The 16,282-nt window shown below is 65.6% G+C and carries 11 protein-coding genes and 1 tRNA gene; 6 read left to right on the top strand and 6 right to left on the bottom strand.

Going from position 1 to position 16,282, the window contains the following annotated elements:
• Positions 1-180: 180 nt before the first annotated feature.
• From WA965_RS23530 to WA965_RS23520, 3 genes are read right to left on the bottom strand one after another with little or no spacing between them, the layout of a single operon-like run.
• A complete protein-coding gene (locus tag WA965_RS23530; RefSeq protein ID WP_526294115.1) occupies positions 181-2,532 on the bottom strand; it encodes a glycerol-3-phosphate 1-O-acyltransferase in 2,352 nt (783 codons plus the stop codon).
• Complete coding sequence (locus tag WA965_RS23525) at positions 2,529-4,172, bottom strand: HAD-IB family hydrolase (RefSeq protein WP_526294116.1); 1,644 nt, start codon at positions 4,170-4,172, stop codon at positions 2,529-2,531. Before WA965_RS23525 ends, WA965_RS23530 begins: the two co-directional genes overlap by 4 nt.
• On the bottom strand, positions 4,169-5,644 hold the full coding sequence (locus WA965_RS23520) for a wax ester/triacylglycerol synthase family O-acyltransferase (RefSeq protein ID WP_526294117.1): 1,476 nt from the start codon (positions 5,642-5,644) through the stop codon (positions 4,169-4,171). The genes WA965_RS23525 and WA965_RS23520 overlap by 4 nt, the downstream gene beginning before the upstream one ends.
• 191 nt (positions 5,645-5,835) lie before the next feature.
• Here WA965_RS23520 and WA965_RS23515 point away from each other — a divergent pair.
• A tRNA-Arg gene (locus tag WA965_RS23515) sits at positions 5,836-5,908 on the top strand.
• 153 nt (positions 5,909-6,061) lie between these two features.
• Here WA965_RS23515 and WA965_RS23510 read toward each other — a convergent pair.
• Positions 6,062-7,234: a Fic family protein gene (locus WA965_RS23510; RefSeq protein WP_526294118.1), complete on the bottom strand. Its 1,173-nt coding sequence runs from the start codon at positions 7,232-7,234 to the stop codon at positions 6,062-6,064.
• 477 nt (positions 7,235-7,711) lie between these two features.
• The gene (locus tag WA965_RS23505) at positions 7,712-8,758 is read right to left on the bottom strand and encodes a PQQ-dependent sugar dehydrogenase (protein WP_526294127.1); all 1,047 of its coding nucleotides are present in this window, start codon (positions 8,756-8,758) and stop codon (positions 7,712-7,714) included.
• A gap of 199 nt (positions 8,759-8,957) precedes the next feature.
• Here WA965_RS23505 and WA965_RS23500 point away from each other — a divergent pair, with 199 nt between their 5' ends.
• Together WA965_RS23500 and WA965_RS23495 are read left to right on the top strand one after the other, a co-directional pair.
• Positions 8,958-10,031, top strand: a complete 1,074-nt coding sequence (locus WA965_RS23500) for an oxygenase MpaB family protein (protein WP_526294119.1) — start codon at positions 8,958-8,960, stop codon at positions 10,029-10,031.
• On the top strand, positions 10,028-10,645 hold the full coding sequence (locus WA965_RS23495) for a TetR/AcrR family transcriptional regulator (protein ID WP_526294120.1): 618 nt from the start codon (positions 10,028-10,030) through the stop codon (positions 10,643-10,645). The genes WA965_RS23500 and WA965_RS23495 overlap by 4 nt, the downstream gene beginning before the upstream one ends.
• Before the next feature lie 24 nt (positions 10,646-10,669).
• Here the strand turns inward: WA965_RS23495 and WA965_RS23490 are convergent, their stop codons facing one another.
• A complete protein-coding gene (locus WA965_RS23490; RefSeq protein WP_526294121.1) occupies positions 10,670-11,173 on the bottom strand; it encodes a DUF2505 family protein in 504 nt (167 codons plus the stop codon).
• Between the two features lie 424 nt (positions 11,174-11,597).
• Between WA965_RS23490 and WA965_RS23485 the strand changes: the two genes are divergently transcribed.
• The 3 genes from WA965_RS23485 (at position 11,598) to WA965_RS23475 (ending at position 16,282) form a co-directional block, all read left to right on the top strand.
• Positions 11,598-14,615, top strand: a complete 3,018-nt coding sequence (locus WA965_RS23485; protein WP_526294122.1) for an MMPL/RND family transporter — start codon at positions 11,598-11,600, stop codon at positions 14,613-14,615.
• 57 nt (positions 14,616-14,672) lie between these two features.
• Entirely contained in the window at positions 14,673-15,530 is an 858-nt protein-coding gene (locus tag WA965_RS23480) for a class I SAM-dependent methyltransferase (RefSeq protein WP_526294123.1), read from the top strand.
• Positions 15,531-16,060: 530 nt separating this feature from the next.
• The gene (locus WA965_RS23475) at positions 16,061-16,282 is read left to right on the top strand and encodes an MbtH family protein (RefSeq protein WP_526294124.1); all 222 of its coding nucleotides are present in this window, start codon (positions 16,061-16,063) and stop codon (positions 16,280-16,282) included.

The following is a 16,282-nucleotide window of genomic DNA, read 5'->3' as shown; positions in this document are numbered from 1 at the left end:
GGGCAGGCCCGTGGCTGTCAGAGCGTCCGCCAACGCCAGGCCGGCCAAGGCGGCTGCGGTCACCCCGGCCAGCACCGCCACCCCGTACAGCACCGTCCACACCGGCGTGCTGTGCACGCCGGTGGAGGCCAGACGGCCGGGTGAGGTCATGCGCCCAGCGTATGGCCTCCGCGTCGACGACTACTGGACAGGCTGGCTGCGTAGCGCGCGACGACGCCGCTCGCGGACGATGAACTGCTCCCGCGAATAACTGTCGACCTTGTCCATGTCGGTGAGGATCCCGCGGAGTTCGTCGCGGAAGGCCAACCGTCGCTCGGCGAGGTCGGCGGCCGGCGCGAGGAGCTTCTGATCGGCGGCGACCTGTCGCGCCGTCGTGAACAGCAGCGCCGACGCCGACTCCGCGCTGCGGAGCACGCCCTGGGCCACGTACTGCTGACCCAACCCCAGCGCCTTGGTCGTCATGTCCTTCTCGGCGATGTCCGCGGGCGCGTCGATCAGCACATCGGCGACGATGCGGTACGCCTCGAAGAAGGGTCGCAGCAGCGGCCCGGCGATGGCCGGCCGCTTGGCGCGCAGGAGCGCGTCGATCCGGTCACCCCCGGCAGCGACGTCGTCCTCCCAATCCGGGTGCCACGACATCTCCTGCAGGACGTGTTCGCGGAAGCCCGCGGAGTCCGCGAAGTAGAAATCGAACTTGAGCAGATCACGCAGCCGGGTCACCTGTGTCCAGAATGCCTCCAGGCGATCGGATTCCGCGCGAGCGGCGTGGGCGAGTGCGAGTTCGACCAGAGACGTCTCCAGGAACGCGTCGATCAGCGAGTTGCGGTAGAACGCGGCCTCGTGCTCATCCTGTGGCGCGATGTACCAGACGGGTTCGCGGCCACCGTCGATCCGGGTCACCGGGTGCCCGTTGGACAGCGCGTCCACCGCGGCGCGGACGCCGTCGGGCGTGCGCAGCCGCAACGCACTGTTGGTCATCGGGGTCTGCTTGCGCTCGAGGTAGTCCAGCGAGTCCTGCAGCGTGTGGTGCAGCTGATCGAGGGTCAGCGCGATCCCCCGGGTGCTGAGCAGCAACGCCGACACCAGTGCCGTCGCATTCACCGGGGTGACCTGAAGGATCCGGAAGGCGACCTGGAACGCCATCTTCTGCAGCGCAAGGCGTTTGGCGTCCTCGTCGGTTGCCATCGATCCGTGCGGCTCGCCGAGGTACTCCCGCATCGACACCGCCTCGGGGAACCGCACGTAGATCTTGCCGTAATTGCGTTCGCCCTGGGCCTTGATGAAGTTGTACAGCCACGACAGACCTTCGGGGGTCTTCTCCCCGCCCCGGGCGTAGGCCGCGTACTCGGCGGTCTCGTGCAGCTGGTCGAAGCTGATCGAGACGGGCTGCAGCAGGATGTCGTCACTTCGGCCGTCGAGATACGCATCGGCGACGTAGGCGAGCAGACCGAGCTTGGGGGGCAGCATCTTTCCGGTGCGCGAGCGTGTCCCCTCGATCGACCAGCTGAGGTTGAAGCGCTTTTCGACGATGTAACCCACGAACTGACGCAGCACGAACTTGTAGAGCGGGTCGTCGAGCTTTCGGCGGATGAAGATGACTCCGGACCGCCGCATCAGCGGACCCATCGCACCGAAGGACAGGTTGATCCCCGCAAACGTGTGCACGGGCGGCAACCGGTTCTCCTGCATCGCCACCGGCACGATCGCGCCGTCGAGGTAGGAACGGTGCGAGAACAGCAGCACCGCCGGATGGGCCTCCAAGGCCTGTCGCATCGATTCGACTTCGAGGCGGTCGTAGTCGATGTTGGGATCGAAGCCCCTACTGAAGATGGCCCGGCCCAGAGACGGGATCAGGTCCACCGAGAACCGGCTCCACCCGGTGCCGAGTTCGTCGAGCATCTCCCCCGCCTGCTCGACGGTTGCGCCCGGGATCTTCTCGAGCCCTTCGCGGAACCGGGCCGACGCGAGCATCTCGGGTTTGACCAGACGCGGCGACTTGTACTCGGGTCCCAGTAGCCGGAGCTCGACCCGCTCGATCGCCAGGATCGCCCGACGAAGCACGAATCGGGCGAATTCCCTTGGGTTCTCAGCGACGGTGGTGTCGCTCCACTGCTGCATGAGCTCGGACACCTTGGCCGGCTCACCCGCGACGACGCGGGCGCGCGCCGGATCCCGCTTGAGGATGCGCTGTTGGAGCAGCTGCGGTGGGCAGTACGTGTCGCGGCCCGACAGCAATGCCACCACCTTCGACCGTGTCGGCAGGCCGCCGGGAACCCAGAACACGCGCACCGGGACGACGGAGCGGTCCTCGTCGGCCTCGAGCAACTCCACGAGCCGGGCGAGAACTGCCGGCGGCGGATCGTCGTCGGCGGGTAACTCGAGAACCTCGATGTTCGAGTCGGGGTGCTCCGCGCGTTGCCGCTGCAGCCAGTCCGTCAGCAGTTTTCGCTCTGCCGGCGAGGACACCGACGCCAGGACGAGGGTGTCGTCGGTGGCCGTGAAGGACGCGATGTCATCGAGGCTGAGCTTCATGGCCGTCCCTTGGCGCCGGTGTGTTTGGTTGGCGCCTTCTTGGCCGGCGTCTTCTTCGCCACCGCTGTCTTCTTCGCGGCGGCCTTCTTGGCCGGGGTCTTCTTGGCAGGGGCCTTCTTGGCAGGGGCCTTCTTCGCCGGCGCTTTGGCACGCTTGTACAGATCCGGAGTGGGCAGCTCGTCGTGCGGCCAGTTCACGAGGGTCTCGAGATAGAGTTCCCGAACCTCGGCGATGCGCTCCGACAGGTTGTCGTGTGTCCAGTCGTCGACCGGAATCGGCGGATAGACAACCACATCGACGGTACCCGCGTTGAAGGTGCTCGAGTCGCGCGCGGCGATCACCTCGGCGTTGCGGATCACGATCGGCACGATCGGGATGCCCGCCGACATCGCGATGCGGAACGGCCCCTTCTTGAACGGCCCGACCTCGTGGGTGTCCAAGCGGGTGCCCTCCGGGGCGATCAGGATGGAAAGGCCCTTGCGAGCAAGCTCTTCGACCTTCTTGAGGCCCTCGACCGCTTTCTGTGGATCGTCGCGGTCGATGAACGCCGCATCCATGATCTTGCCCATGGTGCCGACGATCGGATCGTTCTCCAGTTCCTTCTTGCCCACCGACGTGAAGTTGTCGCTGACCAGTGTTCCGGCGATCATCGGGTCCGCCTGGTTGCGGTGGTTGAAGATGAACACCGCGGGCCGCTTCGCCGTCAGGTTCTCCTTGCCGAGGACTTGCAGGTTGATCCCGACGGTGGTCAGCAGAGTGCGGCCGAACACCGAGGTGAAGAAGTTGACGCCGGTGCGGCGGTTGCGGGTCAGCAGGCCGATGCCGAGCGCGCCCGCGGCGATGGGCATCATCGACGCGATCCCCGCGGCGGTGCGCAACTGGGAAAGCGGACTGGTGCCGCTACGACTGCTGAATTTGAGCACCGGCCACCCGCGTTTGGCGGCGACGGCGGCCATCTTGCCCGCAGGGTTCGTCGGGCGCGGGTTGCCGACGAGGTACATCAGCGCCACGTCCTCGTCGCCGTCGGCGTAGAAGTAGCTCTTCGAGAGGTCGACGCCGTTCGCATCGGCGAATTCCTGGACGGCCCTGGCCTTTCCAGGTCCCCAGATGATCGGCCGCTCGACCTCGCCGGTGATCAACCCGTCGTCGTCGGTTTCGAACCTGTTGCTCAGCACGTTGTTGATACCGAGGAACCGCGCCACCGGTTCGACCTGCACGGTCAGCGCCGAGGAACTGAGCACGACGGTGTGACCACGGGCCATGTGGGCGCGGACGAGTTCACGCATCTCCGGGTAGATCCGGCCGACGATCTTCTGCGCGAACAGTCGTTCTGCCAACTCGTCGATCTCGTCGACCGAATTGCCCCGGAGCATGCGCGCACCCTTGCCGATGAGATCCTCGAACTCGGAGCGCCCCAGCTGATGATTGAGGCCGGCCTGGACCATGCCGATGAACTCGCCGACCGACATCTGGCGGCGCCGCAGCCGGTCCTGCGTCATCACGACGCCGGTGAACCCGGCAACCAGTGTTCCGTCGAGATCGAAGAAGGCGCCGACCTCGGGTCCGGACGGGCTGGCTTCGACTTCAGCGACAGAACCCGGTAGGCGCATCTGGCCGTTACTTGGGGTCGCGGATGTCATTGTGCGGCAACTCCGTTGTGTGAGGAGGGACGGGATTTCCGGATGAAGGTTACCGGCGAGGCGCGGCCGTCGCCGCCGAGCGCGAGCACTTCGTCGAAGCCTGCCACCAGACACTCGGCGAGCAACTCGGGGTCGGTGATCGACGCCTTGTCGTAGCGAACGGTGATCGTGCAGTAGCCCGACCGCGAGATCAGCACAACCATCATCGCCACGCCCGGCAGTGGCCCAAGACCGTACTGTCGCAGCACCTTCGCGCCGGCGATGAAGGTCTCGCCGGCGTAGACCGGCACGTTGCTGGCCTGCACGTCGGAGTTGACGATGGACCCGGCCATGGATTCGAGCACCGAATCCGGCAGCAGGCTCACCACCGGGGCGATCGCACCGACCATGTCCAGGGCGCGCTCGTCGCGCTTACGGGTCATCTGCGACCGGATCTGCTTGATGCGGACCTCGGGATCGGACAGGCCGATCGGCGCGGCGAGGTTGATACCGGCGAACCTGTTGCCGCCCGCCGGATCTGCATCGGAGCGCAGGTTCACCGGGACAGCCATCGGCAGCGTGTCGACGGGCACCCCCTTCGCCTGGTGATAGAGGCGGAGTGCACCGCACAACCCGGCCAGGTAGGCGTCGTTGATCGATCCGCCCGCCGCTTTGGCTGCCCGATGCAGATCGCCGAACTCGATGTCGATGGCCTCACTGCGCGACGACAGGCTACGACGACGCAGCAGCGGCGACGGGGTGGCGACCGGACCGATCACCCGGGCACCGGACATCGCGTAGTCGATCACGCTGCCGAGCCGGGACACCGGGTCACGCACCACATGGCCCATCGCCTGTGCGGTGCCGAACAGCACATCGCGCACGCCGCCGACGATGGTGCCCGGCAGCCGGTTGATCCCCCGCCGCATCAGGTCGTTGGGCGACAGGTCGGACGGGATGGGCAGGGGCGCGGCGTGCTGCGGCGGGGGGTCACGCTCGAGGTCGTAGAGGTTGGCGAACATCTCGACCCCGCCGACACCGTCGGTCACGGCGTGGCTGAGATGCACCATCAGCGCGGCCTGGGCGTTCTCCACTCCCTCGATGAGGGTGGCGGTCCACAGCGGGCGGGAGATGTCGAGGGGCGACTGCGCGGCGACCTCCGCGAGGTCCATCACCTGGCGCAGGGTTCCCGGCTCCGGCACCCGCACCCGGCGCAGGTGAAAATCCAGGTTGAAGTCGGGATCGACCACCCAGCGGGGCGCGGCGGTCGGCAACGTCGGCGTCACGACCTTCTGCCGCAGCCGCAGCACCTTGCGCGAGGCATTCTCGAAACGGCTGCGAAACAGGTCCCAGTCAGGTGTGGTGTCGAGAAGTTCCAGCGTCATGATGCCCGAGCGGGTGCGCGGATTGGCTTCGCCGCGATGAAGGAGCTGGTCGAGGGCGTTGAGTTCCTCCGGGAGTCCGGCCGCATCCAGTTCCGGCGCGTTGCTCATGCGCACCACGCTAGTCGCCGACCCTGGCACGCGGAGCAGCTTTAATGGCTGTTGTGATACCGCAGCAGCTTCCCTGCTGAGACGTCGTCAGTGTGGACATCGGGCCGGAAGCGCGGCGTCCCGGCCGACACGAATGCGCGACTACGCCGCCCCATCCGTTTGCGGCAGTTCGGCTAGGGTGGTTGCGCGCTGCCCCCGTAGCTCAGCGGATAGAGCAGCCGCCTTCTAAGCGGTTGGTCGCAGGTTCGATCCCTGCCGGGGGCGCTGGTCAGAGGTGGTGATTTTCCATCATTGCGCCACAATCATTCTCGCAACTCTTGTGCAGATGCGCCGACAGACTCATTCCTTGGTTTGTCGAAAGGGGCAGTGGCGCAGAATCGACACCGATGTTCCTATCAACACCGGCGACCGGGGGGGTCAGCGTCGCGGGCCGGCGCGTTCGGCGAAAGCGTCGAGGGCGGCAAGCACATCGGGTGCACGCCACACGCGGTTTCGAGGTCCATTGGTTGCCTCGACGAGGATTCCCGCCTCGGTGAGTGGGTTGAGGTAGCGGTGCGCGTTGGTGGACTCGATCCCCACCTCCTGCCCCAGTAGTGCGGCGTTGACGACTGGGCGGCGGGTCAACAGATCGGCGACCTTCCACACCGCGGAGTCGGACCGTGCGGTGATCACACCGTTCCAGGCTTCACGGATATCGCGGAGTTCAGTGACCAGTTGTCGCCCGTTGGCGATAGCCCCGATGGTGGCTTGCGAGAAGCGCTCGACAATCGGCGCGGCGTCACCTTCGCGGTAGCTCGTCAAGGCGGCGAAATATGCATCGGTGTCTGCCAGAAGCCCGGCCGAGACCGGCACTGTCACCTGACGCGTGAGGCCTTTGTTCCGCAGCAGCGCCTGCACCAATGCGCGGCCCGTGCGGCCGTTGCCGTCGGTGAAGGGGTGAATGGTCTCGAACTGGGCATGGCCCAGCGCGATCTGCGGAAGCGCAGGAACATCGGTTCGCTGCGCGAACGCGATCAGGTCGTCGATCGCTTCAGGGATCAACTCATGGCGTGGGCCGACAAACGTCGCGCCGATGGGAGTGGAACCACCGCCGATCCACACAGGTTCTGTCCGGAACTCACCTGGCGTGTGACGTGGATCGTTGATCATCAACGCGCGGTGCATGGCCAGGATGGCTCCGGCGTCCACCGTGTCGGACAGAGCGACCGCTGCGTTCATCGCAGCGGTATTGGCCACGATCATCTTGGCGTTGCGTTTAGCCTTGCCACCGGGCAGCTCGGCCTCGCCGATCGCGCGCGCTGTTGCGGTCAAGTTTTCGATATGCGAGCTTGCGGCGGATTCCGACCGCAGCAACACAGCAGCAAACGGTGCGATCTCGGTGCCGAGTTCGGCGTCGAACCGTGCGATCTCACGGCTGGCAGACTCAGCGTCTGCCAACGCCGACGGCGGCAAGTCGACAACCACGTCGACGATGCTCGCCGGGACGGCCGGGTGATAGATGCCGTACCTCGGCCGTGCCCCGTTCACGTGTCGCCCGCCCTGCGGCTCCCAACGAACATCCTCGTAGGTGATGGGGCAAAGTGAAGTCACTGGCGCATTTTAACTTCATTTATGACGTTAAGTGAAGTTAGCGGGCAGAGTTGACTTCAGTTAGCAAGGGCCCGTTCCATGTGGGTGAACGGTGTTTTGACCACCATGCCCCGCCTTATCGCGTTGCGGCCTATTCGGCGTCATGACCAAGAATCGTCCGGATTCGGTCGCAGGTTCGATCCCTGCCGGAGGCGCCAAATCCCCCGCGAAGAGCAGCGAACAGTTCTCGCCGAGCGGCGGCCCGTACTCCGTCACCCCGCACGCACGACACCACCACGTCGTGTGGCCGCCGCGATGGTTGCAGTGCGCGAATCCGACCAGGCACCGATCAGGCCCCAGACCGTGTCCAGCCGAGCAGCGTGCGGGCGGGCGAGTGATCCACCGATTGTCAAGGGACTGAACCAGATCACCGATACCCACGGAGGGGACGCTACCTCCGAGCGGTGACAGCCGGATGCGAGGGAATGCGGGGTGTCGTCAACCGCCGGTCAGGGTCTCGGGTCGGACACTGATCACCCGGTCGTCCCCGTCGCGCGGGTCGCCGCGACCGTCCCTGTTGCTGGTCGTGAACCACAGTGCCCCGTCCGGTGCCGCGGCGACCGTGCGCAAGCGGCCGAGGTCCTCCACGAAGTGGGCGACGGGCTCGCCGAGCTGCCCGTCAGCACCGACGGGTAGCTGCCACAGACGCTCGCCGCGTAACGCCGCCACCCACAGCGAGCCGTCGGCGAAGGCCATTCCCGACGGTGACGCGTCGCTGGTTCTCCACTGCACCTGCGGATCGATCAGGCCGGGAATGCCGGCCCGCCCCTCGGCTTCGGGCCAGCCGTAGTTTCCATCCGGCTCGATCAGGTTGACTTCGTCCCAGGTGCTCGCGCCGTACTCGGTGGCCCAGGCGCGGCCCTGACCGTCCCACGCGAGACCCTGCACGTTGCGATGTCCGTACGACCAGACCGGCGATGCCGGATCAGGATTGTCCGCGGGGATGGACCCGTCGGGATCGATGCGCAGTATCTTGCCGCCCAGAGACGACTTGTCTTGCGCCAGACCCGAATTCCCGGCGTCACCGGTGGTCACGTACAGCTTTTGGTCGGGACCGAAGAGGATGCGCCCGCCATCGTGGATCGCCGCGGCGGGAATGCCGGTCAGGATCGGTCGCTGGTCGGTGAGCGTGTCTCCGTCGAAGCGGGTGGCCACGACGCGGTTGTCGGCCTCGGTGGTGAGGTAGGCGAACACCGTCTGGTCCTGCGCGAAATTCGGCGATACCGCGACGCCGAGCAGTCCCGCTTCACCTCGAGGCGCCACCCCGGTGACACCGCCCACCTCACGCAGCTGACCGGGTGCCGTCAGGTGTGTGATGACCCCGGTGTCGCGCTCGGCGATCAATGCGGTTCCGTCGGGCAGGAACGAGATTCCCCACGGCACATCGAGTCCGGTGGCGACGTCTTGGGTGCTGACCGCAGCGCTCTGAACATCGGGAGAGCCTGAATCGCCCGACGAGCATCCCGCGGCGAGCAGAGTCGCCATGGCCGCGACAACCCGCGTCGTCTGTTGTCGACCTCGATACCTCATCGGCCTCCAACGTAGCCACGCTCGACGCCGGCCGCCACGACGCATCGAACCGTCCGATCATGGCTCGGCCCTTGACGCCGGGCTCTGTTCCGTCCAGAATCCTACGCCATGTAGCAATTTCCTACAGTGTGTAGGAACTATGCAGGAGGCATCGATGAGCACCATCAGCAGATTGCTGTCACTTCCCCAGCCGGCCCCCGCCGAGGACTACGGTTTCTTCGGTCCCGGCTCCGTCACCTGGAGGGTATGGAGCTACCCGACATCGCTGTCCATCGGATTCCAGCGCGCGGTGGTCATCGAGGAACTCGACCCGGCGTTGGTGGCCGCCGTCGACAAGACCCACGACATCTACCGCCGACCGCGCACGCGCTACGACCGCACACTGCGGTATTTCGCCATGGTGGCGTTCGACGACAGCCGTTCGACCACCAAAGCCGCCGACGTGCTGGTCAAGATCCATTCCAAGGCGGTCGGTGACGATCCGGTGACGGGCAGACGCTACGACGCCAACGACCCGGACTCGCAGCTGTGGATACACCTGACGGCCTGGCACTCGATCCTCAAGGCCTACGAGCGCTACGGTCCCGGTCGCCTGTCCGACGAGGAGGAAGCGCAGTACTGGGCCGATTGCCGGTTGGCGGCCGAACTGCAGACCTGCGACCCCGCGCACGTGCCGCGAACGCGCCAGGGCGTGCAGGCCTATTTCGACCGGATGCGGCCACAGCTGATCGGCTCCGACATCGCCAGGCAGGCGATGACCCACCTGCTGCGCGCCGAGGTCATGCTGCCGGAGATGCCGGTGCTGACGCGTCCCGCGACCTCGATCGTCACCGCCTTCCTCCGCCGTGGCACCCTGGCGACCATGCCGCGGTGGATGCGCGAGATGTCCGGCCTGGGCACCTCTCGCACTCTGGACGCACTCAGCAGACCCGTACTGCGCGCAGGTTTCTGGACCGTCGCTCAGAGCACGAGGCTCCAGCTGGGTCTGCTCAAGGTGCTCTCTCCCAGCACCGTCGAGGTCGCCGCCCGGGTGCTGCTCTCCGTGCCGCCGGCGGACCCCGTCACCACCACACCGCGGCAAGCGCAGGCGCGGTTCGGCTACGACGCACCCCGGCAGGCACACCACGCGCTTCGGCAGCGCCAGAAAGAGCGCGTGTTCGGCCGGCACCTCGCTCCCAGCGACGAAGGCATCATCGAATCACAGGCGATCCTCGGCACCGTCGGATGAACCGGTCGTCCGCCAGAGCCCGCCACCTCGGCCCGGACCGACGTCGGCCGCAGGTGCTCGACGCCGCGCTCGACATCGCCGCGGAATACGGACTGGCCGCCGTCACGATCGCGGCGATCTCGAATCACCTGGGCGTGAGCCGTCCGGTCGTCTACGACTGTTATCCCGGGCGGGGCGAGATCCTCGCCGCGCTGTTGGACCGTGAGACCGACGTGGCGCTGGCGCGCCTGCTCGCGATCCTGCCGCCGCTGAAGACCGGTTCGGTGGAGCAGATGTTCGTCGACGGCTTCCGATCCCTGCTCGACGATGTGCGCAGCCGCCCCGGATCGTGGCGCATCATCTACGCCAGCGACCCCGATCCGATTCTGGTAGAAGCGATTACGCACGGGCGGGGGCAGATCGCCGACCAGGTGGCGGTGGTGATGCGGCCGCTGTTCGAACGCTGGCAGGTCGCCGACCTCGACGATGTGGCGCCCGTGCTCACCGAGGTGTTCCTCGGGATCTGTGAGACCGGGGTGCGCATGATGCTCGACGACGCACGGTCATGGGACTCCGAGACCCTGGCACCGATCGTCGGCGCCGCGGCCTACCGCGCCCTGCGCGCCCGCGCCTGATCCGCGTGCGCAGCGGCATCGGAATCAGGCGTTCTCCGCGATCCACTTCGCGGTGAAGCGCTGAATGACAGAGAACTGAGGGACCATCAGCCGACCCATCAAGCCCTCGACCTTGCCCCCCACCAGCGGGACCTTGAACTCCACGGTCGCAGTGCACTGCAAGCACGAACCACTCTCGGAGGGCGCCAACAACGCGGTACCACGCCCCGACCCGGGGGCCCCGCGCGCTGCGATGCCGACCTCGCCGTGCACCACTCCGGCATCGGCGGGGCTCCACGTTTCGTCCTGCACCACTTGCCAACTCCGAGGAAAGAACTTGGCGATCGCCTTGGGGATTCCGTCCGGCTGCAGATCGTGGATCACCGAAACCGCCACGCTGCCGTCGGTGCCGATGGTCAGCGTCTCGAGCCTTCCGAAACCGCCGAAGGCTTTGATCCGCGCGTGCCAGTACGACTCCTCAGAGAACGCCCAGAAGATCTGCTCGACGCTCGCTGCAGATTGGACGGAGAAGTCGACCGATCGTGGCATGGCGGGTCACCGAAGGCCAGGTCGATACCTGGTGGCGGCTGCCGCAAAAAACTCGTCTGCCGACTCGGTGCATCTGCTCACCACACACCCCGCGCTCTGCAGTCGGCTACTTCCCGACCGCGACTGAACCGTACCTCAAAACCTGGATTCTTGACACCCGCGTCAAAAGTGGGACTAGGCTCGCTGGACATACATGCAGGTCTCAGCTGAATGCGACCCCAAGAATGGACACTGGGCAAGCGGTGCGGGAAATCCCCTCCCTCGCAGCCGGATTCAATCGAGCGCCGCTCGTCGCACATGCCGATGGCGGTGGCGGACGTGATGAGGCCAATGTTCGCCCGGGCTTCACTCCCAGCCTGGACCGCTAGTGCGCCGGCCGACGGAGGCACCGGGGTCACCCCGGACGGACACGGCGGGCACCACAGTGCCGGAAGGCATCTTCAAGCGACTGGGTGACCTCGTCGTGCGGTGGCCGTGGCTGGTGATCGGGCTCTGGATCGCGGTCGCGGTGGTCCTTCCGCCGTTGTTTCCGACGCTGGTCGAGGCCACCCAGGACCAGCCGGTCTCTCCACTACCGGCCGACGCACCATCGATCGTTGCGACGCAGCACATGGGTGCGGCATTCGACGAAGCCGGTTCGGAGAACGTCCTCCTCGTGCTTCTGAGCAACGACGACGGTCTGACCGAGGCTGACGAGCAGGTCTACGGAACCCTGGTGGACCGTCTGCACCGGGACACCCAGTACGTCGTGATGCTGGAGGATTTTGTCAGTACCCCGCAGCTACGCGAAGCGCTCACGAGTCAGGACGAGCAAGCCTGGCTCATGCCGGTGGGCCTGGCAGGCGAGTTGGGGTCGACCGAGTCGTACAGCGCGTACACCCGGGTCGCCGATATCGTCCGGCACACAGTCGACGGGTCGACGCTGACGGCGAACCTCACCGGGCCGGCCGCCACCTTCGCAGACTCTCTCGACATCGGGATGCGCGATCAGGTCAGAGTCGAGGTGGCGATCGTCACGTTGTTGGTCACCATCCTGCTGATCATCTACCGAAAACCGGCGACCATCCTGCTCCCGCTGATCACGATCAGCGTCTCGCTCGGGATCGCTCAGGCCGTGGTCGCCGGAGCCACTCAATTGGGCCTCGGTGTCTCGCCCCAGACCATCACCCTCCTCACCGGCATGATCGCCGGAGCGGGAACGGATTACGCCGTATTCCTGATCAGCCGATATCACGACTTCATCCGCCTCGGCATGGACTCGGATCTGGCCGTCAAAAACGCCCTGGGAACGATCGGCAAGGTGATCGCCGCGGCCGCCGCGACAACCGGCATCACCTTCCTCGGTATGACGTTCGCGCGGCTGGAGTTGTTCGCCACCATCGGCCCCGCGTTGGCGATCGGTATCGCGGTGGCATTCCTCGCCTCGGTGACTCTGCTGCCGGCCATCATCACGCTCACCGGACGCCGCGGTTGGATCACACCGCGACGCGACCTCACGACCCGCTTCTGGCGGCGATCCGGAATTCGCATCGTGCGGCGGCCGGCGGCGAACCTGTTGGCCAGCCTGGCCGTACTGGTCATCCTGGCCGGCTTCGTGTTGGCTGTGAGCTACAACTACGACGACCGAAAGGCACTGCCGGACAACGTTGCAAGCTCCCTCGGCTATGTGGCCGTGGATCGCCACTTCCCGGTCAACACAACCATCCCCCAGTACCTGCTCGTGGAGTCGCCGGACGACCTTCGAACCCCGGAGGCACTCGCCGACCTCGAGCAGATGGCGCAGCGAATCAGCCAACTTCCCGACGTCGCCGCGGTCCGCGGGATCACCCGACCCAGCGGAGAGCCGCTGGAGGCGGCCAGCGCTGCGTTCCAGGCCGGAGAGGTCGGCACGAAGCTGAACGACGCGTCTGTGCTGATCCGCGACCGCAGTGGTGACCTCGACACGCTCGCCTCGGGCGCCGGCCAGCTGGCCGACGGCCTCAGTACTCTCCGCGAACAGATCACCACCCTGACGTCCGGCCTCAGCGACATTCTCGGCACACTCCAGACCGTTCAGAGTCAGTTCGGCGGCAACACCACCTTCGGACAGATGGGCGATCCGGACCGTCTGATCAGCGGCATGCAGGCCCTCGGCGACACGGTGCAGGCGACCTTCGGCAAGATGGCCGAGAACCTCGAGTGGCTCGACCCGGTGGTGATCGCACTCGACGGCAGCCCCTACTGCACCGGTAACCCGGTGTGTGTCTCCGCTCGCGATCAATTCCGGCAACTTCAGACCGCCCGCAATGACGGCACCCTCGAAAGGCTTGTGGGTGAACTCCAGTCCACCGGTCCGACGTCGAACCTGTCGCAGACAATCACCACACTGAGCAAGTCGATGAACTCGCTCACCGGTTCCCTCGGCGGGATGGGGCTGTCCGGTTCCGGCGGCGGCGGCGGCCAGTCTCCGCTCGACAACATGGAAGAAGGTCTCGACTCGCTCGCCGACGGCGGCCGCCAGGTGGCCGACGGGGTACAGCAACTGGTCGACCAGACCAAGAAGATGGGCTCAGACCTCGAAGACGCGTCGGAGTTCTTGATGACGATGAAGAGAGGTGCGACAACACCGTCGATGGCCGGCTTCTACATCCCCTCGGAGGTGCTGAACTCGGACGACTTCACGAAAGCCGCCAAGTTCTTCATATCGCCCGACGGGCACGCGGCGAGGTATCTCGTTCAAACGGAACTGAATCCGTTCGGCACCGCGGCGATGGATCAGGTCATCTCGGTCACCGACACCGCCCGAGAAGCACAACCGAATACTGCACTCGCCGAAGCCTCGATTTCGATGACCGGGTATCCGGCTACCCTCCGCGACGCCCGCGACTACTACAACCACGACATCCGTTTCATCATCGTGATGACGATCGCCGTGGTGCTGCTGATTCTGATGGCTCTACTGCGCGCGATCGTTGCGCCCCTGTATCTGATCGCGTCGGTGGTGCTGTCCTACTTGGCCGCCCTGGGTCTCGGCGTGCTCACCTTCCAGTTCATTCTCGGGCAGGAACTGCACTGGAGCGTTCCGGGGCTGACGTTCATCATCCTGGTCGCCATGGGTGCCGACTACAACATGCTGCTGATCTCCCGAATTCGGGACGAGTCTCCCCGAGGCATTCGGTCCGGCGTCATCCGGACCGTGGGCGCCACCGGGGGTGTGGTCACCGCCGCGGGCCTGATCTTCGCCGCATCGATGTTCGGCCTGCTGTTCGCCAGCATCAGCACGATCATCCAGGCCGGCTTCGTCGTCGGCACCGGGATCCTGCTGGACACCTTCCTGGTTCGCACCGTCACGGTGCCGGCGATGGCTGTGCTGGTGGGGCGCGCGAACTGGTGGCCGTCCCGGTGGCGGCCGCAGCCGCCACCAAAGCGCGTGGAGCAACCGGCAATGCTCGGCGTCGAGTGAACCACCGCAACCGAATCCGACCGATGGTCGAGGATTGATCGAAACTGGGAGGACGCTGTGACGGACATCGAGGAGCCGATCGACCCGACCAGTGGCCACCAGGGCACGGTGGACTTCACCGGCGTGCGTTGGAAATCCGTCGAGTGGACCAACCTGTGCATGCTCTATCTACGCGCCTGCGAGAGTCGACAACCCCAATCCATCCTCGGCGATCACGTCGCCGCACGAGACGTCGAGCGCATCGAGTACGACTTCAAGCGCTTGCACCGAGTCCTCCGCCCAGACACCAACCAGTTCATGGTGGCGCTACGCAGCTCCCAGTTCGACGCGATGGTCATGCACTTCCTCAACCGCCACCGCGACGCGGTCGTCCTGCATCTGGGCTGTGGTCTGCACAGCCGCGCACTTCGCATGGCGGGGCGGGCCGGCGGACCGTGGTTCGACGTGGACCTGCCGAATGTCATCGCCTTGCGGCGCCAGTTGCATTCCGAGTCGGAGACATACCGCATGATCGGCTCGTCGGTCACGCACTCCGAATGGATCGACGACCTACCCGAGGGCGGTCCGGTCCTGATCGTCGCCGAGGGTCTTCTGATGTACGTGACCCCCGACGAGGTTGCCCGACTGCTCCATCGGCTGGTCGACCGCTACGACACCGGTGAGCTCGTCGCCGACTTCCTGTCGCCGTGGGGACCGCGGCTCTCGAAAGTCCTCACCTCCGGCATGATCAAGTGGGGCACCCGCGACGGTGCGGAGCTCACCCGGTGGGAGCCGCGGCTACAGCTCGTCGAAAGCAACTCGATCATCGCGGGCTACGATAGAATCCCGATGCGCCGCCAACGATTGCTGTACCGCATGCAGTATTCGGTCCCGATGATTCGCGACTACGACCGAATCTTCCGGTATACGTTCTGAATTGCCGGATCTTCGGCAGTGCATGTGAATACCCGCGTGGCAGCCGAAACCCTCGATCTTGTCCGCATGGTTCGTCAATGACGTTGACCACCAACCATTCTTGTCGATGGCATCGCGTGTTCTGGCGCGGTGAAGTCACTCGTTGTTCTCCCAGCGAGGGCCGCAAGCCTGTCGCCGCGACCGTCCCGGGACCAAACCCGCACGAGCCGAGAATTACGCGGACCGGCCAGCCCACCGACCGTCGCTGGAATACTGCATCGAGATGCGGAAGTTGATGCCGGACGACGGATTCAGCAAATATATGGGAGCGTGCAGTCCGTCGTCGGCACAGGTTCGCCAAGGGGGCCGATAGTTCCGGGTTCACCTGCATAGATCGTGATCTTCCGGTCGATCTTCTTGAGTAGGCAAATATTCGCTCGGCTTCCGATATAGCGAACTCCGTTCCTTTTTCGAAAACCTCCGATTCGATCCCACCGACTGCAGTAACGTTCGCGTCAATTGGAGTCAACGACTCGACAGTCGGAGCAGCGATGAGCATCAATCCGTTCGACGACGACAATGCCAACTTCCTCGTGCTGGTCAATGACGAAGAGCAACACAGCCTGTGGCCGACCTTCGCCGATATCCCGGCCGGCTGGCAGGTGGTCTTCGGTGAAGCCGATCGTGCTGCGTGTCTGGACTACATCGAACAGAACTGGACCGACATCCGTCCACGGAGTCTGCGGGACAGATTGGCAGAGAACAGGGGCTGA

The sequence above is a fragment of the Mycobacterium sp. genome (genome assembly GCF_049683935.1).
In the GTDB taxonomy this organism is placed as follows: domain Bacteria; phylum Actinomycetota; class Actinomycetes; order Mycobacteriales; family Mycobacteriaceae; genus Mycobacterium.
Note: the sequence above shows the minus strand (reverse complement) of the source record. Positions and strands in the feature narration are given on the sequence as shown.